Source organism: Streptomyces cyaneus (assembly GCF_004028635.1).
Classification (GTDB): domain Bacteria; phylum Actinomycetota; class Actinomycetes; order Streptomycetales; family Streptomycetaceae; genus Streptomyces; species Streptomyces cyaneus.
In genome coordinates this window covers 303,309-322,763 of record NZ_RQJW01000010.1, presented here as the reverse complement: position 1 = coordinate 322,763, position 19,455 = coordinate 303,309, and the positions used below count along the sequence as shown (strand labels likewise).

Sequence of the window (19,455 nt, the reverse complement as noted above, 5' to 3'; positions counted from 1 at the left end):
GGCACGGCGTACCGCGTACGGCATGGCGGCACTGCTGGCGGTGGCCGGGCTCACCGTCTCCGCCACCGTCACCTCCGCGGCACCGAGTGCGCCGACGGACCGGTCCGCCGGAAGTGCGAGCGGACCGGCTCGGGCGACCGCGCACGTGACGCTGGTGACCGGTGACACCGTCGGCGTCGACGGCCAGGGCAGGGTGACCGATGTCCGCCCGGGCAAGGGCCGGGAGGGCGTCGGTCACTCGGTACGGCACTCCGGAGGCCACACCTACGTCATTCCGTTCGACGCGGCCAAACTGCTGGCCGACGGGCGACTCGACCGCCGGCTGTTCGACGTGACGGAGCTGGTGAAGGACGGGTACGACGACGCCCGACACGTCCTCGCCACCGACACCGATGTCGAGCGCAGGCTCCCGGCCGTCCACGGCGAGGCGCTGACCGCCGACAAGGCGGACGCCGCGAAGGCGTGGCGGGCGCTGACCGACCCCGTCGGCCGGAGCAACGCTGTGACGGCGGCGCCCGGTATCGACCGGGTGTGGCTGGACGGCCGGGTCACCGTGACCTCGCAGGTCGGCGCCGCCCTCGACCCGAAGAGCGGAGTCGCGCGGATCGGCGCCCCGGCCGCCTGGAAGGCCGGCTACGACGGCAAGGGGGTGAAGGTGGCCGTGCTGGACAGCGGTATCGACGCCACCCACCCGGACGTGAAGAACAGCCTCCTCGCCGCCAAGGACTTCACCGGCGGTGGCTCGCCCGTCGACCTGACCGGCCACGGCACTCACGTGGCCTCCACCATCCTCGGCTCGGGCGCGATGAGCGGCGGGAAGTACAGGGGCGTGGCGCCCGGCGCGAAGCTGCTCGTCGGCAAGGTCACCGACGACTTCGGCCACGGCAGCGACTCGCAGATCATCGCCGGGATGCAGTGGGCGGTGGCACAAGGCGCCAAGGTCGTCAACATGAGCCTGGGCACTCCCGACACTCCGGGGACCAACCCGCTGGAGAAGGCGGTGAACGACCTGTCGGCGTCCTCCGGAGCGCTGTTCGTGGTGGCCGCCGGCAACGAGGGCCCCTCCGACGGCTCCCTCGTCACCCCCGGCTCGGCCGCGTCCGCCCTGACCGTGGCCGCGGTCGACCACGCCGACAAGATCGCCGTCTTCTCCGGCCGCGGTCCGAACGCGGACGGTGCCCTGAAGCCCGACATCGCCGCGCCCGGCGTGGGGATCATCGCCGCGAAGGCCGCGCACAGCGAGGCCGAGCCGGTGGCACCGGGCTACGCCAAGCTGGAAGGCACCTCCATGGCCACGCCGCACGTCGCCGGCGCCGCCGCGATCCTCGCCCAGGAGCACCCCGACTGGACCGGCCAGCGGATCAAGGCCGCGCTGATGGCCTCCGCCAAGCCGCTGACCGGCACCACCGGCTACCAGGTCGGGGCGGGCCGGGTCGACCTGACCCGCGCCATCGACGCGACCGTAACCGCCGAGCCCGCCTCGGCCGCCTTCGGCACGCAGGCCTGGCCGCACGGCGACGACACCGCCGTCACCAAGACCCTGACCTACCGCAACTCCGGCACCCGGCCCGTCACCCTTGACCTCGCCGCTGCCGCCTCCGCACCCGGCGGCGGCAGCGCATCCGCCGGAATGTTCACCGTCTCCCCGGCCCGGCTGACCGTCCCCGCGGGCGGCACCGCGCAGGCCACGGCCACCGCCGACACCCGGGTCGACGGCCCCGACGGCGTCTACTTCGGCGCGGTCACCGCGAGCGGCGACGGACAGAACGTGCGCACCGCCCTGGCCGTCAACCGCGAGGTCGAGTCGTACGAACTCACCCTCACCGTGACCCGCAGGGACGGCAAGCGCGACAACACACCGCAGCTCACCGTGGCCGGGCTGGACTCCGGGAGGACGTACACCCCCTACGACAACAGCGCCGGCCGGAACGGCACCGTCACCCTGCGCCTGCCCAAGGGCCGCTACCTGATCGACTCCCAGAGCACCGGCTCCGACGGCAAGGTCGCCCTGCTGGTCGCACCCGGCCTGACCCTCGACCACGACACCTTCCTCGCCCTGGACGGGCGCAGGGCCAAGCCGGTCAAGGTCACCGCCCCGGACCGGCGGGCGACGATGCGCGCGGCCCAGATCGTCTTCGCGGCCCACGGTGCCAGGTCCTCGTACGACTATGCTGACGCCGTCGCACTCACCCCCGGCAGCGCCTTCCTCGGTCAGGTCGGATCGGCCGCCCCCGCCGGATCCTTCGTCGCCCAGGTCGGCGGGGTCTGGCAGCACACCGCCACCTCACCGGCTTACCACCTGGTCACGACCCGCACCGGCACCTTCTTCGACGGCCTGACCCGCACCTACTCCTCCACCCGGGGTATGGCCCGGGTGGACGCCGCGGTCGGCACCACGCTCGCCCACGCCCAGACCACACCACAGAACCAGTGGACCGTGCCCGGCTGGCCGGCGTTGAACTCCATGGTGCAGGGCCTCCAGGGCCAGTGGCGCGCGGCTCCGGCCGCCTCGCTCACGCAGTACCTGACCACCGACTACGGCCTGCGCTGGAAACTGAGCGTCCAGATCGCGAACGGCAGCCACTCGGATGGGGTCGACCTCCAAGGCTCCCGCCGCTTCGAGCCGGGCCGCACCTACCGGATCACGCTCAACGGCGGCGTGTACGGCCCCGTCGTCTCGCCGTCCCCCGCGTTCGGCGGCACGCGGACCGGCGGCCACTGGCTGGTGTGCGTGCCCATGTTCGCCGACGGAGCCGGCAACGAGACCGGCGGGGACGCCACCGTGCGCGCCCGCCTCAGCTCCGGCTCCACCGTCCTCGGCACCCTGACCGACCCCTGCCAGCAGACCGGTGGCGGCATGCCGACCGGAACGGCAAGGTACCGGCTGGCCATGACCGCGACCCGCGACAAGGACTACAAGGCCAGCGACCGCGTCGAGACGGTGTGGACCTTCACCTCCCGCTGCGACGACGAGAGCAAGATGAGCACGCTGCCCCTGTCCGTCGTCCGCTTCCACCCGAAGCTGAGCCTGACCGGTACCGCCAAGGCGGGCGCCCGCGTCACCGTGCCGCTGTCGCTCCAGGGTCCGGCCGCGGCCAAGGGCCACCTGAAGTCGCTGACCGTGCGCGTGTCGTACGACGGCGGCCGCACCTGGAAGCCGGTTGCCGTGCACACGGACCGCGCCGGCAAGCGGTACCTGACGCTCACCCACCCGAAGAAGCCCGGCACCGTCTCCTTCCGGGCGTCCCTGGCCGACACCGCCGGCAACACCGCCACCGAGACCATCCACACCGCGTACCGCACCGTGCGCTGACCCCGGGGCGATCGCGCGACGTGTCTCCGGCCGCGCCGGCCGGAGACAGGTCCGTGTCGGTGCCCCGTCCACGTAATGGGCCGGAATTGCCCCTGCTCTGCAGCCGTACGTAGGTTGGGCGCCGATCACTGGTGTGTTTGCAGGGTGAAAGGTACGGCCCGGTGGGACGACGCGAGAAGCCGCTGGACCCGGATGCGGGGCCGGTGCAGCGGCTGGCGCACGAACTGCGCCTGCTGCGGGAGAAGGCGGGCAAGCCGCCGTACCGGGAGATGGCCGAGCGCGCGGGCTACTCGACGACCGCCCTGTCCCAGGCGGCGGCCGGCGACCAGCTGCCCTCGCTCGCGCTGGTGCGGGCGTACGCCCAGGTGCTGGATGCCGACCCCGACGAGTGGGAGCGGCGCTGGCGGGAGGCGGACGCGGAGGTGCGGGCGCCCTCGGCGGAGGAGCGGGCCCCGTACCGGGGGCTGGCCCGCTACGAGCCGGGGGACAGCGACCTGTTCTTCGGCCGGGACAGGCAGGTCGGCGAGCTGCTGGGCCTGGTGCGCGCGCACCGGTTCGCGGCCGTGTTCGGCCCCTCCGGCAGCGGCAAGTCGTCGCTGCTGCGGGCCGGGTTGATTCCCGCGCTGAGGCAGGCGCAGGGCGCCGACCGCCCGGCGGTGATCCGAGTGCTCACTCCGGGTGAACAGCCCTCGCGCACCCACGAGGAGGCCCTCGTCCCGAAGGACGGCGACCTGGACACCTGGGTGATCGTCGACCAGTTCGAGGAAGTGTTCACCCTCTGCCACGACCGCGAGGAACGCGACCGCTTCCTCGACCTGCTGCTGCGCGCCCGCGTCCCCGAGAGCCGAGTGCGCGTGGCCATCGCCGTGCGCGGCGACTTCTACGGCCACTGCGGCGCCCACCCGGGACTGGCCGAGGCGGTCAGCGGCGCGAACCTGCTGGTCGGGCCGATGGGCCGGGACGAACTGCGGGAGGCGATCACCGGCCCGGCGACCGCCGAGGGCCTGAACGTGGAGCGCGCGCTGACCGCGCGCGTCATCGACGAGGTCACCGACCAGCCCGGCGCCCTGCCGATGGTCTCGCACGCCCTGCTGGAGACCTGGCGCCGGCGCCGCGGCCGCACCCTCACCCTGGCCGCGTACGAGGAGGCCGGCGGCGTGCGCGGTGCGATCGCCGCGACCGCCGAGCGGGTCTACGGCGAACTCGCGCCGGAGCAGGCCTGCGCCGCCCGCCGTATCCTGCTGCGGCTGATCGCACCCGGGGACGGGATCGCCGACACCCGCCGCCCGGCGCCCCGGGCGGAACTGGGGCCCGACGCCCAGGACGCGCTGGAACACCTCGCCGCCGCCCGGCTGGTCACCCTGGACGGTGACACCGTCGAGCTGGCCCACGAGGTGCTGATCACCGGCTGGCCCCGGCTGGCCGGCTGGATCGAGGAGGGCCGGGAGCAGCTGCGGGCGCAACGGCTCCTCGGGGAGTCGGCCCGCGCCTGGGAGCAACTGGACCGTGACCCGGGAGCGCTGTACCGGGGGACACGGCTGACCCAGGCCGAGGAGCTGTTCACCGAGCAGGCCCAGGACGACCTCGCCGAGCTGGAGTGGGCCTTCCTCGACGCCTCCCGTGCCGCACGCGACGCCGAGCGGGAGGCCGGGGCACGGACCGCCCGCCGTACCCGCCTGCTCACCGTGGGGCTCTCCGCGTTCCTCGTGCTCGCCCTGGCCGCGGGCCTGCTGGCCTGGCAGCGCGACCGGGCGAGCGAGCAGGAGGCAGCCAAGGCGGCCGCCCGCCGCCTGGCCACCGTGGCCAGCAGCATGCGCACCGCCGACCCCCGCACGGCCGCCCTGCTCTCCGTCGCGGCCTGGCGCCTCGCCCCGCTGACCGAGTCCCGTTCGGCCCTGCTCGACGCCCTGGCCCGGCCGGAGCGGGACGCCTTCACCGACCCACAGACAGGCGAGAACACCCAGCGCTTCCTCACCGGTCAGGGTCGCGCCCTCATCACCGTCACGGGCTCCGAAGTGACCGTCCGCGACGTGGCCGACCACCGTGTCACCGCCACCTACCACCTGCCCGGCGGCACAGAGGCTTCGGACGCCGGCCTCGATGCCCGCTTCCTCGTCCTCACCGGCCAGAACGGCAACGAGCTGTGGAACCTCGCCGCCCGCAGAACGGTCGCCGAGCTGGGCGACGCGGCCTACTGGGCGGCGCCCGACGGCAGCTCCTATGGCACCGGACCAGTGGACGGTCCCGGTCCGGTCAAGGTGCACCGGGCCGGCGACGGCAAGGTTCTGTTCACCACGGACACGCCCCGCACTTTCACCGCCGCCGCGGTCGGCCCGGGCGGCCGCATCTTCGCCCTGTGCCCGGCCGACGGCGCACCCCAGGTGTGGGACACCGTCCACGGCAAGAGGCTGCCGGGTTCCTGGGAGAAGGCGGCCGGCACCGTCTGCGGCACCGGCTCGGGGGCGGACCACGGCTCCCGGTTGCTGCGGTTCAGCGGGGACGGCCGGCGGCTGGCCGTGGTCTCCGGGAACACGGCCACCGTCTGGAACATCTCCGACGGACGGGAGGTCGCCGACTTCCAGAGCAGCGGCACCAGTGGCTTCGCCCAGGCCGACCTCTCGCCGGACGGGCGGTTCCTGGCCACGGCCGACGACCAGGAGATCGCCGCGTGGTCGCTTGACCTGGGCGGCGGGCAGGTCTTCCACACACCGCTGGCCGGAGCCGAGGTGAGCGGCCTGACCTGGGCCCCGGGCAAGAACCGGACGCTACGCTATCTCGACGGCGCCACGGTGCGCACGTACGACCTGAGCGACCGCCTGGACGCCCGCTGGCAGAGCACTCCGGCCGACGCGACCGCGCTCAGCCCGGACGGCACAGTCCTGGCCACCGCCACCCGCTCCGGCGTCGGCTACCGCTTCGAACTCCGCTCCACCAGCACCGGAACGGTTCTCGCCCGCACCACGCTCGGTCCCCTGCCGACCGACGGCGAGGGGCCCCCGCAGCTTGCCTTCAGCCCGGACGGCCGGGCCCTCGCCGTTGCCGACACCGTCTCCTCGCACGGCTCCCTTCGGCAGCGCTTCAGCGTCTGGGACGTCCCCGCTCACCGGGTCCGTACGTCGTTCGAGACATCCGGTGCGGCGGACCGCATCGTCTCCGCTCTCGCCCTCGGTTCCGGCGGACGGACGCTGCTGGCCGCGCGCTCCGCCACCGGCGACGGCACGTCCGAGGTCTGGGACACCGCCGCCCACCGCCGCACGGCCACCCTGGGCGCCCTCGATGCGGGCAGGATCGCGCTGCGGCCCGACGGCCGGCTGCTCGCCGGTTCCGCCGACCGGTACGCCGAGCTGCCCTCCGGTCGTGTGAGCGGGCGAGCCCTGGCCAACGGCCAGCAGGTCACCGCGCTGGCCTTCAGCCCCGACGGCACCCGGCTCGCCGTCGGCGACGGCACGGGGCACGTGACCCTGTGGGACGGCGACCTGCGCCACCGTATGGGCATCCTGACCGGCACCTCCGACACCGTCTCCGTGGGCGAGCCCGAGGCCGTGGGCGCGCTCGCCTTCTCCCCCGACGGCGCCACCCTCGCCGTGGGCGGCCGCTACGGCACCTTGCGTCTGTGGGACACCGCCGGGCAGCGGCTCCTCGGCAGCGACGTGCCCACGCCCGGCGACGGAATCGACACCCTCGCCTTCACCCACGACGGCGCCACCCTCTACGCGGGCGGCCCGAACGTGCTGCTCCAGCGCCACCCCGTGGCCCCGGACGACGTCGTCCGCATCCTGTGCGGGCGGGCCGGCGGAGGACTCACCGAGGCGCAGTGGCGGACGTACGTCTCTGACGCGCCGTACCGACAGGTGTGCCCCACAACACGCTGAACGGCAAAGGCGTGCGCGAAGTGCGGGACCTTTTTGTTCACAGTGACTCCAGCGGTCGCTGAAAAACGGCCCTGACCTGGACGATCGGACCCGGTAAGCCCTCTAGCCCAGGTTCTGGTCCCATGCGCACACGTCTCCTGTTCCCCTCCCTCCTGCTGCTCGGCTCGCTCTCCCTGACGGCGGCCTGCTCGTCCGGATCCTCCGGGGCATCTGACTCCGCGACCGCCGGAGCACGGCCCGGACCGTCCTCCGGCACCTCGCCGGTGCGGGCCGTGGACCCCTCGAAGATCAGGGGTCTGCGGATCGTCAACGACAACGGCGAGAACAGCTCCTGCCCCTTCGCGACCAGCTACCCGGACGTACCCGGCGCGACCGCGATGACGGACGCGATGAAGAAGGACGTGGAGCAGCGCCTGGCAACCTTCCGCCAGCTGTGCGACGACGACCCCACCGGCGCCGACGGCCGCGAACTCAACATCAGCCACCAGTTCCTGGTCGCCTCCGGGAACGTCCTCGGCGTCCGGCTCACCACACAGGACCGCACCGCGGCAGGGGGCGGACTGCGCACGCGCACTTACTGGTACGACGGCAAGGCGGGCGCGGACCGCACCGCGCTCGCACTCGTCGGCGACGGCTCCCGGGGCGCCTTCATCGCCGCCCTGAAGAAGCAGCTCAAGGGGCGGGACGGCACCGACGCGGGCACGGTGGACGAGGCGTTCGCCGATCGGTCGAACGTCGTCGCCATCCTGGACGACATGGCCTTCACCGCGGACGGCGGACTGCGGGTGACCTTCGACCGGGACGAGGTCGGCGCCGCCGCCGCCGGCCGCTACGTCGTGGCCTTCTCCAAGGCGACGGTCACTCCCTGGCTGTCCGGCTTCGGCAAGCGCGCCCAGCATCAGACCGTCCAGCCGTCGCGCTCACTCGACCTCGGGGCGACCGCCACGCCCGCCCCCGCCGTGCCGACACACACGGCCTCCGGCGACGACGACACCGACTGCAAGAAGGTCCGGTGCATCGCCCTGACCTTCGACGACGGCCCCGCCGCCCCGGAGACCGCGACCCTGCTGACCTACCTCGCGCAGTACCACGCCCGGGCCACCTTCTTCGTGGTCGGCCAGAACGTCGCCGCCCACGCCGACCTGGTGCGTGCCGAGGCCCGCGCCGGTCACGAGGTGGGCAACCACTCCTGGAACCACCCCGACCTCACCAAGCTCACCCCCGAGGAGGTCACCTACCAGCTCAACCACACCAGCGCCGCGATCAAGGCCGCGACCGGTAAGGCCCCCACCCTCTTCCGGCCGCCCTACGGCGCCGTCAACAGCACCGTCCGAAGCGCCACCAAGCTCTCCCCCGTGCTGTGGACCCTGGACACCGAGGACTGGAAGTACCCCGACTCCGCGAAGGTCGCGCAGAGCGTCATCGCCAAGGTGCAGCGCAATGACGTCGTCCTCATGCACGACATCCACGCCACGTCGGTGGCCGCGGTCCCCGAGATTCTGCGCACCCTCAGCGCCCGCGGCTACCGCTTCGTCACCGTCAGCCACCTGCGCGCCACGATGTGACCCGTACACCGCCCAGAAGTACCTGGCCGGCACCGACGGCTGGAACCCGGTCCGCTGACCGCGCCGAGGCGGATCACCCTCGCCCGCCGCCGTGTGAACGTCCTCTGGGCACTCCTACGCGATGGGCGGTGCCACGAGCTCAACCCGTCCCGTGCCCTCGCAGCTTGACAGACCTCACGAGGACTCACTGACCCCGAGCACGGTGGCCGACAGGTTGAAACCTCAAGGCCCGGCTCGGCGCCCGTATCGAAGAACACAGAAAGAGCACAGCCATGGAGAACGAAACCGGCGTATCCGTACGTGGATCCCGCCGCAGGAGATGGACCGTAGCCGTCACCGGAGCCCTTGTGGCAACAGTGTCGATCGGGCTGGCCACGACCGGCCTCAGCCCCGTGGACGGCAGTGAGCGGAAGGCGGCCGCCACGGCGAATCTGCCGGACACCGTCGTCGTCGATGGACGCGCCACCGTGCCGCACGGGGTTGCCCCGCTCGGTACCGCTCAGCGGGGCGAGACGTCCGTGCGGAGCGTCATCGACGACGGCAAGGACATCGGCTGGTTCCTGAAGGACGGGAAGGCCGGCTACAAATCGATGATCGACGCGGTCCGCAAGCGGGTCAAGTCACGAACCATTCACGCCAGCGTCGATGGCACCACGACCAACGCGAACGACTACTTCACCGTCAATATCCGCAACATAACCCACGGCCACGGGGACGCCGCGGACATCCGAGTGGTCATCCGGGCGCGCGACTTGTACGTCCAGGGGTATTACGTCCCACGCGGCAACACTTACCTCCACTTCAGGCCTCGCAATGCGCAGGACCGGGTGCTGACGAACTACCGGCCCACCTCGCAGACCCGAGTACTCCAACTCCCGTTCGAAGGGGGCTACAACTCAATCGAGGCGTACGCGAGGGGCGCGGACGGGAGGGCGTACACCCGGAGATCCGTGAGGCTGAGCACCACGGACCTTTCCGACGCCGTCACGAATCTCGCCTGGAGCGAGGCGTCGGGACGTTCACGCGCTCGCGACCTGCTGCACGTCATCCAGGCCATCTCCGAGGCCGCGCGCAATGACTGGATCTCCGGCCGCGTCTACAACAACATCGAAGGTGCGGGCTACCAACCGAACGCCACCGCGGTGGGTCTGGAGAACAACTGGCAGAGCCTCGGGAACAACTTCCAGAGGCGTCTGGACGACCCCCGGGTACCGGCCCACCCGCCCATCGGTGAGCTGCAGTTCTCCTCGATCACCGGCATGGCGCTCATCCTGGCGCTCACGCTGCTCCTCTGACAGTGATCGCTGACCCGTCGCAGGGCCTTGAAGGTGGTCTTGAGCAGGGAGTTGCCCGTTCGCACACGACTCGGTCAGGTCGCCGCCCGCGGGCTTCTTGACCGGGTAGCGGAAGCCGTCCCTGGCGTTCTCGTACCCGAGACCGACCAGGGTCGGCACGCCCAGCCGAGCTGCGACCCGGTTGAGCGGGCCGTGCCGACGGGCGCAGGCGGTGTCGTGCTCGCGGCCCGGGTGGACCGGCGAGGCCCAGATCGGCCAGCCGTCCAGGGCGGGGATGACCTGCACGTTCCCTCCGTGAGCCGGTGCTTGCCCGACCACCACAGGTCCGAGCCGTTTGGGCCGGGGGCCTCGGCCGTCGACGGCGGGCGGCGGGCGGCGGACCGTCATCTCCCAGGCCGAACCCAACGACGTCGTCCTGGTCCACGACATCCACCCCACCTCGGTCGCCGCCGTCCCCGAGGTCCTGCGCACCCTCACCGCCTGCGGCTACCATTTCGCCACCGTCAGCCACCTGCGCGCCACGATGTGACCGTCGTGCGGGTCACACCGCCACACGCCGCCTCCGGGCACTGGCCTGCGCTTAAATCGTTTCAGGCTTGCGACGCACTCATTTTCGACACAGGCATTGATCACCTGGACGCGGAACCCTAACCTCCGGGCATTCGCCTTGAAACCTTTCATGAGCCGAGGGTGCACCATGTCCTGGGACCTGTCGCGTCGAAGACTTCTCCAACTCGGTGGCGCCACGGCCGCCTCGGTCGTGCTGACCGGCCCCCGGGCACTCGCGGCCGGGGGCGCGGGCGCCCCCACGCCCCCCCCGGCAAGCCGCCCGGGCCGACCGGGATGCTGGCCGATCTGCTCCCGCAGGCGCTCGCCACGAGCGCCGGGCAGCGCCCCCGGTTCAGCTGGCAGGTGCCCGACTTCGGCGCCGGTACCCTCCAGCGCGCGTACCAGCTGCAACTGGCCGCCGCACCTGGCGGTTTCGAGGACGAGCGGATCGTCTGGGACTCGGGTAAGCGCAACTCCGCGGACTCCACCGCCGTGCCGTACGCGGGGCCGGCCCTCCAGCCCCGTACCGCCTACTGGTGGCGGGTCGCCAGCTGGGGAGAGAAACGATCCGCCTGGTCTGAGCCCACCCTGCTCGCCACCTCCGTCGAGGACGAGTGGGAGGCCGAGCCGATCTGGGCACCGGCCGGACCGGTCATGACCGACGGAACCTTCGCCGCCCGGCTGAAGATCACCGCGGTGGCCGCCGGGGTGTGGTTCCGCGCCGCGAACACCGCCAACAACTACATGTGGCAGCTGCGCGCGGGCAGTCCCGGCATCCTGCGCAAGCACGTCTGTGTGAACGGCACGTACAGCGTCCTCGGCGAGATCCGGCTGCCGTCCGCCGTCCTCACCGGGGAGTGGCTGGACCTCGCCGTCGCCATGGCCGGCTCCACCTTCACCACCAGCGTCAACGGCACCGTTGTCGACGTCACCACCGACACCCGTTACGCCTCCGGCAACGTCGGCCTGCGCAACGGCCTGACCGAGTCCCAGGTCTACGACCGCGTCACCTTCACCGCCGCCGACGGCACCGTCCTCCTCGACGACGACTTCGCCTCCGACAAGGGCACCTTCTCCGCCGGCACGGTCTCCGGCGGCACGCTCACGTTCCCCACCGGCGCCTCCTCGCTCTCCTCCTACGGGGCCGACGACACCTGGGCGCTGCTGCGCCACGAGTACGACACGGCCGCGGGCAAGGAGATAGCCGCCGCCGTCCTCTACGTCGCCGCCGCTTCGCCCGACCCGGCCCGGCAGTACGTGGCCAAGGTGTGGAGCAACGGCACCGTGGTCGGGCACGCCTCCGTGCGTTCCGGCACCGGGACCGCCTACCAGGCGTTCGAGGTCACCTCGACCCTGCGGGCCGACGGCGGGCCGAACGCGCTCGCCGCGCTGTGCTGGACCACCTCGCAGCAGAAGTTCCTGGCCCAGCTGGAGATCACGTACACCGACGGCAGCCGTACCACCGTCGCCTCGGGAGACCACTGGAAGGCGCGCCGCCAGGCCGGGTTGCTGCCTTCGAAGGGCAGTGCGGGCAGCAGCTACTTCACCGTCCCGCAGGAGTACTGGGATCTGCGGCAGGAGCCGGTCGGCTGGACGCGGCCCGGCTTCGACGACGGCGATTGGCACACCCCGGCCGTCCGCGCCGCGATCAGCGGACTCGTCCCGGCCCCGATCGAGCCGCCGCGGCTGCACGACGTCACTCCCGCCTCCGTCACCAAGGTCGCCGACGGCCGCTGGCTGGTCGACCTCGGCCGGGAGATCGTCGGCGGGCTGTCCCTGGAGGTCACCGGGAGCGCGGGCGACACCGTCGAGGTGCGCCTCGGCGAGGAGCTGAACTCCGACGGAACCGTCAAATACCAGCTGCGCGCCACCAACACCTACCGTGAGGTGTGGACCCTGCGCGACGGCAAGCAGAGCTTCGAGCACCGGGGTTATCGCGGCTTCCGCTGGGCCGAACTGCGCACGACGCTCGACCTGTCCGGGGCCGTCGTCACCGGGCGGGCCTGGCGGCTCGACTGGGACGACTCGGACGCCTCCTTCCGTAGCTCCGACCCCGCTCTGGACCGGGTCTGGGAGCTGTGCCGGTACTCGATCGAGGCCACCCGCGGCGATCTCTACACCGACACCCCGACCCGGGAACGCGGCCCCTACGAGGGCGACGCGCTGATCAACCAGCTCTCCGAGTACGGCGTCCAGCGCTCCTACGCCCTGGCCCGCTGGTCCAACGACTACCTGGTCCGCAAGGGCACCTGGCCCACGGAGTACCGGCTGATGTGCGCGCTGTCCGCGTGGGAGGACTACCTGGCCACCGGCGACGACCGGCAGCTCGCCAAGGACTACGACCTGCTCGCCGCGAAGAACCTCACCGCCTACCTGGATTCCCAGGGCCTGGTGCGCAAGTCCCCCGGCGGCAGCAGCCAGGACCTGGGCGACCTCGTCGATTGGCCGGTCGCCAGTCGCGACGGATACGTCTTCACGAAGGTCAACACCGTCGTGAACGCCTTCCAGTACGCGGCGTTCGACGCCCTGGCGAAGTGTGCCGATGTGCTCGGCAAGGACGACGACACGACAGCCCTGCGCGCACGTGCCGACACCCTCGCCACCGCCATGCGCGCCACCCTGCTCGACGGCACGGCCGGTCGGTTCCTCGACGGTGAGGGCACCACGCACAGCGCCCAGCACGCCACCGCCTTCCCGGTCGCGCTCGGTGTGGCGGACGCCCTCGACGACGCCGCGCGGACCCGGCTCGGGGACACCCTCGCGGCGGGCGGCATGCGGACGAGCGTGTACGGAGCGCAGTTCCTCCTCGACGCCCTCTTCCGCCTCGGCCGCGCCGACGCCGCGCTCGCGCTGCTCACCTCCACGGCCACCAACTCGTGGCTGCACATGCTGGATTCGCTGAAGGCCACCATCGTCACCGAGGCCTGGGACCCCGCACTGAAGTCCAACATGACGTTCTCCCACGCCTGGGCGTCCGCCCCGGCCAACGCGATCCCCCGGCACGTGCTCGGCGTCCGCGTCACCGCCCCGGGCGCGGCGGAGTTCCTGATCCGCCCCAGGACCGGCGCCCTGACCGACGTCGCGGGAAGAGTGCCGTCCCTGCGCGGACCGGTCGAGGTCACCGTGCACCGATCGAACGACGCCCATACGACACGGGTGACGGTGCCTCCCAACTCCCGCGCGGTGTTGGAGGTGGAGATCGGCGACGCCCGCCCGGCGGACTACCGGGTCACGGCGTCGGCGCCCGGCGGACGCGGACGGGTGGAGGTCAGACCGCTCACCGACCTGACCGGAACGGTGCTGCGGATAGGACCCGTCGGCTCCGGCACGACGAAGGTCGAGCGCGCCCTTTCCTGACGGCGTGGCCCCTGGGTTCCGGCCCGGGGGCCGCCCTTGTCACCTCGGCCGTTCTCATATCCGGTCATGAGGATGTCACGTCTTGTTCGCCTCCGCAGCGTGCACCCCACGTCGCGGAATCGCATCCTCCACGACGTGAAGGTGCACAGATCATCCAAACCGCCGCGCGTGCTCGTCGTGGACGCCGACAGCGGTACGCGTCCGCTGCTGACGAAGCTCCGCGAGCTCGGCTTCGAGGTGTACGTGGCCGGTCTCGGTGAGGACGCCGTCCCGGCCGGCCTCTCCGTACGCCCCGACCTCGTGGTCCTCGACGTGTTCCTCCCGGACGGCGACGGCTTCGAGACATACGGCGCCCTGCGTGCCGCCGGCATCGACGCGCCCGTCCTCTTTCTCACCGCCCACGACCGGACGGAGGCGAAGGTGCGCGGGCTGATGTTGGGCGCCGACGACTACGTCACCAAGCCCTTCGAGCTGGAAGAGCTGGTCGCCCGCGTCCATGTGCTGCTGCGGCGCGGGCGGGCCCTCGACTGCCGGCTGCTGCGCGCCGGGGGCGTGACACTGGATCCGGCGACCCGCGAGGTGTGGCGGGACGGGCGGGAAGTCACCCTCTCCTGCCGGGAGTTCGACCTGCTCGGCTTCCTGATGGACAACGCGGGTCAGGTCGTCACCAAGGCGCAGATCCTCGACCGGGTCTGGCGGTCGGAGTTCCACGGCGAGTCCGGCGTGGTGGAGACCTACGTCTACTACCTGCGGCGCAAGCTGGGCGACCGCGACCAGTCGCTGATCAGGACCGTGCGCGGGGTCGGTTATCTGATGGCGCGGGACGCGGGTCACCGGGCTCCGTCGGCCCGGTGACCGCGGAAGGCCGCTACTTGCAGTTGCCGGGCTTGTCGCGGACGACGTAGTCCATGGCGGGGGTACCGTCACCGTTGAGGACGTCCGCGTAGGTGTCGACGTAGTAGCCGTAGGACCAGATGCGGCTGTAGCCGCGTCCGCGCCAGCTGTGGACCACGGTGCCGACCTCGGACTGGCCGTCGCTCCAGTTGTAGTACTGAACGTGGAACACCGGGTTGATCCGGACGGTCCGCTTCAGCGGGCGGGCGTCGATGTAGCCCTGCCGGCCGTACGAGGGATTGACGGTGACCGTACGTCCCAGCGTGTGGGTCTTGGACCAGGACCAGGAGTAACTGGCGCTGAAGCCGATTTCGGCGGAGAGCTGGTCGGTGAGCTTGTAGGAGAGCTTCGTGTTGACTCCGATGGACACGGAGGCGCCGCGGGTGGTCGCGTAGGACTCGTTGACCGACAGACCGCCCCCGCCGTGCCCGCAGTTGGTCACCGAGTCGTTGGAGATCCTCCGCTCCTTGTCGTACCAGGTCCAGGTGGACGACTGCGGGAACTCGCAGTTGCCGACGACGACCTCCCAGCCGTTCGTGAGCGCCCAGTGCTCGCCGTACGGCAGGTCGGAGTGCACACTGCGGGACGCACCGGCGGCGATGTGGTAGTACGGCGCCTTCCCGTACGCCTTGTCGCTGTCGACGATCTGACCGGTGTTGATGTTGAAGACGAAGGACTTGTCGGCGCCACTCATGTCGCCGCACAGCTTGGACATCAGCGTGTCGGTGTTGAAGGGCTCCTTGCCACGGATGTTGACACCGGACGACGGGTTGGCGCCGGCAGCGGGGGCGGTGGCGACCACGCCCGCGATCGCGGTGACGACGGCCGCACAGGCCGTCGCGTAGCGCTTGATTGTGTTGGTCACTCGTCTCTCGCTTCTGTGCCCTGGGGGTCGTGGACGGCGGGTTCCGACGGAGGGGAGCGCGGGTCGGCCCGGCCGCTGTGCACCAGGGAACAGAGCCTGCCTCAGAGCGGCATCACACCCTGATCAGAGCCTGATCAGAAACGCGGCGCGCATGTTGTGGCGGCCACGTGCGAGAGGTCGACCGGCACGCCGAGGCGGTTCACCCCTCGCACCATCCCGCGGCCGAACGCCGACAGGCCGCCCTCGTCCCACTCCGTCTCGAACACGACCGCAGCTCGCCCGTTGTCCGATGCCGCGAAGCCGTAGATCACGGTACGACACCACGCGCAGCGCGACCCGCTCACCTGGAGCCCTGAGGAGTGCCCGTACGGCAGCTACGCATCCCCTGTGAGAGTCAGCAAAATCGTTGACGATCACGTCGGCCTGCCACTACGTTCGCGCCTGCCAACCCCCACGGAGCGAAAGAGGCCCAACAGTGCGGCGCAGGACGATCCTCAAGGCGGCGACGCTCGGCACGACCACGGCCGCGGCGCTTCCTGTGCTCTCCGGTTGCTCGGACGACGACGGCTCGCCCAGCAAGAGCATCTCCCTCACATTCGACGCGGACGCCTACGAGACCAAGACCAAGACCGTGTCCACGGCGGACGGCGACAAGAAGGTCACCTACCGTTTCTGGGAGGCGGTCATGTATGTCGCCAAGCCCGTGGACGAGAAGTACCAGAGCCTCAACGTCATGGTGCCCGTGAAGATCGGGGACAAGGAGATCGACGCCTCCGGCGCCCCGATCCTCCTCGACAACGCCATCGCCGGTTACATGTCCTCCTCCGTGACGGGCGGCAGCGGCGGCATGGGCGGGGGCGGCGCGGCTCCCGGCGGTGCCGCCCCCAGCGGCGCCCCGGGCGGCGGCGGTGGCATGCCCACCGGGGCCGCGCCGAGCGGTGGGGCCGCTCCCGGCGGTGCGATGCCGAGCGACGCGGCAGGCGGCGGCGCCCCGAGCGGGGGCACGCAGCCCGGCGGCGGCATGATGGGCGGCGGCCAGATGGTCGGCAACGGCGACCTCGCCCTCGCGGCCGGCTACGTCGTCGTCCAGCCCGGCGCCCGCGGCCGTGACAACGAGAAGGACGGCAAGTACTACGGCAAGGCGCCGGCCGTGATCGTCGACCTGAAGGCCGCGGTGCGCTACATCCGCCACAACAAGGGACGCATCCCGGGCAACACGAACTGGATCGTCTCCTCCGGCACCAGCGCCGGCGGCGCCATGTCCGCGCTGCTCGGCGCCTCCGGCGACAGTCCTCTCTACGACGCATACCTCAAGGAGATCGGCGCGGCCGACGCCGGCGACGCGATCTTCGCGAGCGCCGACTGGTGCCCGATCACCGACCTCGACCACTCCGACATGGCCTACGAGTGGATGTACAGCGGCGCGGACATGGGCGGCAAGACCGCCGACCAGACCGTCTCCAAGGCGCTCCAGGCGCAGTTCGCCGAGTACCAGGCATCCCTCAAGCTCAAGGGCGAGGGCGGCTTCGGCACCCTCACCGCCCGCAACTACGACGACTACCTGCTGAAGACGTACCTGGAGCCCGCCGCCACGACCTATCTCAAGGCCCTGTCGGACTCCGAGCGCACCGCCTACCTGAAGGCGCAGTCCTGGATCACCTGGTCCGGCGGCAGGGCGACCTTCGCCTGGGACGACTTCGTCGCGCACGTGGGACGGAGCAAGAGCGTCCCGGCGTTCGACGCCTTCGACACCTCCGCCGCCGAGAACATCGAGTTCGGCGGCGAGACCACCGACGCCCGGCACTTCACGCTCTACAGCCTGCGCCACGCGACCGGGAAGTCCGGTGCGCAGCTGGATGGCGACCTGCCCGAGAAGATCAAGCTGATGAACCCCATGTACTTCATCGGGCAGAAGAACTCCGCCCGTTCGAAGAACTGGTGGATCCGCGTCGGCACCAGCGACACCGCCACTTCGCTCACGGTCGTCGGCAACCTCGCCGCGAGCCTGGAGAACCTCGGCGACAACGTCAACACGCTGATGTACTGGGACGGCGGCCACGGAGCCAACGAGGACGCCGACGACTTCATCAAGTGGATCGCCCAGATCACCGGCTATGGGAAGTGACCTGGGAACACACCGCGGGAGCACGGGTATTGACGGCGATATCGTCCGCCTCCTACGGCCCACCCGGCAATACGAACAATGTTCGACATATCGATCGTGCGCGGTGAAGGACAGTTCCTCCCGAAGCTGAAAGGACGAGCCGCCCATGCCTTCCTTGCTCACTCTGCGCCGCCCTCCGCGGCGTCTACCCAGACCCCTGCTGGTTCCGCTCGTCGCCGCCACGGTGGCGTGCGCCGTCCTGCCCGCGCAGGCGGCGCCACCGTCGGCCGCCGACCCGCAACTCACCGAGGCCGCCGCCGCGTTGACCGTTTGGAACGCGGACGACGTACGCGGCTACCTCACTCTCCCCACCACCTCCCTGCACGGCGCGGCCGTGAAATGGGCGTCCAGCAAGCCCCGGACCATCACCCCGACCGGTGAGGTCAACCGCCCCGCCCACGGCCGGCCGCCCGCCCATGTCACCCTGACGGCCACCGTCCGGCTCGATCACCACCAGGTCAAGCGCCGCTTCGACGTCAATGTCCGCCCCCTCCCGGAGCAGAAGCCGATGGAGGGGTACTTCTTCCCCTACTTCGCGGGCGAGCGCTACACCGACGGCGAGCAGGTGTACTTCGGGGCCTCCCGCGGCAACGACCCCCTGCACTGGGACGACCTGAACGACAACGAACCGGTGCTCACCTCCGCCCTCGGCGAGAAGGGCGTACGCGATCCCTTCATCGTCCGCTCCCCCGAGGGCGACAAGTTCTACCTCGTCGCCACCGACCTGAAGATCAACGGCGGTAAGGGCTGGGGCTACGAGATGCGCTTCGGCAGCCATTACCTGGAGGTGTGGGAGTCCACCGACCTCGTCCACTGGTCCGAACAGCGCCACGTGAAGGCCTCCGGCGACCAGGCCGGCATGACCTGGGCGCCCGAGGCCACCTGGGATCCGAAGCTGGGTGCGTACGTCGTCTACTGGGCCTCCAACCTCTACGCGGCCGACGACACCGAGCACACCGGCAGCACCTATCCGCGCATGATGTACGCCACCACCCGGGACTTCCGCATCTTCAGCGAACCGAAGGTCTGGAACGATCCGGGCGGCGGCGTCATCGACTCGACCGTGACCAAGGACGGCGACTGGTACTACCGCGTCACCACCGACGACAAGGTCGTCGGGTCCTGCACGCGCGACGTCGTGCTGGAACGCTCCCGCGTCCTGACCGCCGTCGACACCCCCGACACGACACCGCGCAAGTGGCAGCTGGTCGACGACTGCGTCCGCACCGGCGTCGGTACCGACTGGGTCGAGGGACCCACCGTCTTCAAGGACAACTCCGGTGACGGCTGGTGGGTGTTCATGGACGAGGCCGGCGGACGCGGCTACCTGCCCGTCCACACCGACAGCCTCGCCGAACCCGACTGGTCACTGCCGAGCGACTACCAGCTTCCCTCACGGCCCCGGCACGGAACGGTGCTGCCCGTCACCGCCGAGGAGCTGGCGCGGGTGCGTGCCGCGTATCCGAACTCCTGAGCCACGCAGGGCCGGAAACCTTAACATTCTACACCCCGAAAGGTTTTGGAAATCGGTCAGAGATAGCGCTTGTCTCGCCCGCCTCGCGTATGCGAAGGTGAGCCTCC

The 19,455-nt window shown here is 71.1% G+C and carries 10 protein-coding genes and 2 pseudogenes; 9 read left to right on the top strand and 3 right to left on the bottom strand.

All coding sequences use genetic code 11. The features are described 5' to 3' along the window. Window positions 1-22 precede the first annotated feature (22 nt). From EHO50_RS33625 to EHO50_RS33610, 4 genes are all read left to right on the top strand, one after another. On the top strand, window positions 23-3,313 hold the full coding sequence (locus EHO50_RS33625) for a S8 family peptidase (RefSeq protein WP_164905019.1): 3,291 nt from the start codon (window positions 23-25) through the stop codon (window positions 3,311-3,313). Window positions 3,314-3,474: 161 nt separating this feature from the next. Then, window positions 3,475-7,185, top strand: coding sequence for an nSTAND1 domain-containing NTPase (locus EHO50_RS33620; RefSeq protein WP_128435021.1), 3,711 nt, complete (start codon window positions 3,475-3,477; stop codon window positions 7,183-7,185). Between the two features lie 122 nt (window positions 7,186-7,307). Beyond that, window positions 7,308-8,750 (top strand): polysaccharide deacetylase family protein, encoded by a 1,443-nt coding sequence (locus EHO50_RS33615; RefSeq protein WP_128435020.1) that lies wholly within the window; start codon window positions 7,308-7,310, stop codon window positions 8,748-8,750. Between the two features lie 347 nt (window positions 8,751-9,097). Further along, window positions 9,098-10,045 carry a ribosome-inactivating family protein gene (locus EHO50_RS33610; protein ID WP_164905018.1) on the top strand — a complete coding sequence of 316 codons (948 nt, stop codon included), beginning with the start codon at window positions 9,098-9,100 and terminating at the stop codon, window positions 10,043-10,045. A gap of 12 nt (window positions 10,046-10,057) precedes the next feature. Here EHO50_RS33610 and EHO50_RS45375 read toward each other — a convergent pair. After that, a pseudogene (locus EHO50_RS45375) lies at window positions 10,058-10,432 on the bottom strand (transposase family protein); the annotation flags it as partial. Here EHO50_RS45375 and EHO50_RS44255 point away from each other — a divergent pair. The 3 genes from EHO50_RS44255 to EHO50_RS33595 all read left to right on the top strand — a co-directional run bounded on the left by EHO50_RS44255 (window position 10,380) and on the right by EHO50_RS33595 (window position 14,806). Next, window positions 10,380-10,574 (top strand): polysaccharide deacetylase family protein, encoded by a 195-nt coding sequence (locus EHO50_RS44255; protein WP_164905017.1) that lies wholly within the window; start codon window positions 10,380-10,382, stop codon window positions 10,572-10,574. The pseudogene EHO50_RS45375 and the gene EHO50_RS44255 sit on opposite strands and share 53 nt — an antisense overlap. A 314-nt stretch (window positions 10,575-10,888) precedes the next feature. Further along, the gene (locus tag EHO50_RS33600; protein ID WP_246101650.1) at window positions 10,889-13,951 is read left to right on the top strand and encodes a family 78 glycoside hydrolase catalytic domain; all 3,063 of its coding nucleotides are present in this window, start codon (window positions 10,889-10,891) and stop codon (window positions 13,949-13,951) included. A 135-nt stretch (window positions 13,952-14,086) separates the two neighbouring features. Further along, window positions 14,087-14,806: a response regulator transcription factor gene (locus EHO50_RS33595; RefSeq protein WP_246101648.1), complete on the top strand. Its 720-nt coding sequence runs from the start codon at window positions 14,087-14,089 to the stop codon at window positions 14,804-14,806. 13 nt (window positions 14,807-14,819) lie between these two features. On the opposite strand, the gene EHO50_RS33590 is transcribed toward EHO50_RS33595, so the two are convergent. Beyond that, complete coding sequence (locus tag EHO50_RS33590; protein WP_128435016.1) at window positions 14,820-15,710, bottom strand: hypothetical protein; 891 nt, start codon at window positions 15,708-15,710, stop codon at window positions 14,820-14,822. A gap of 152 nt (window positions 15,711-15,862) precedes the next feature. Further along, a pseudogene (locus EHO50_RS33585) lies at window positions 15,863-16,018 on the bottom strand (membrane dipeptidase); the annotation flags it as partial. A gap of 167 nt (window positions 16,019-16,185) precedes the next feature. On the opposite strand from EHO50_RS33585, the gene EHO50_RS33580 reads away from it, so the two are divergent. Both EHO50_RS33580 and EHO50_RS33575 read left to right on the top strand, forming a co-directional pair. After that, window positions 16,186-17,835, top strand: a complete 1,650-nt coding sequence (locus EHO50_RS33580) for a subtype B tannase (RefSeq protein WP_246101646.1) — start codon at window positions 16,186-16,188, stop codon at window positions 17,833-17,835. A gap of 145 nt (window positions 17,836-17,980) precedes the next feature. After that, entirely contained in the window at window positions 17,981-19,348 is a 1,368-nt protein-coding gene (locus EHO50_RS33575) for a glycoside hydrolase family 43 protein (RefSeq protein WP_128435015.1), read from the top strand. Window positions 19,349-19,455 lie beyond the last annotated feature (107 nt).

Coding starts and splice junctions, on each gene's coding strand:
- EHO50_RS33600 (WP_246101650.1), top strand. CDS start 10,889: ATGCTGGCCGATCTGCTCCCGCAGGCGCTCGCCACGAGCGCCGGGCAG.
- EHO50_RS33575 (WP_128435015.1), top strand. CDS start 17,981: ATGCCTTCCTTGCTCACTCTGCGCCGCCCTCCGCGGCGTCTACCCAGA.
- EHO50_RS33625 (WP_164905019.1), top strand. CDS start 23: ATGGCGGCACTGCTGGCGGTGGCCGGGCTCACCGTCTCCGCCACCGTC.
- EHO50_RS33615 (WP_128435020.1), top strand. CDS start 7,308: ATGCGCACACGTCTCCTGTTCCCCTCCCTCCTGCTGCTCGGCTCGCTC.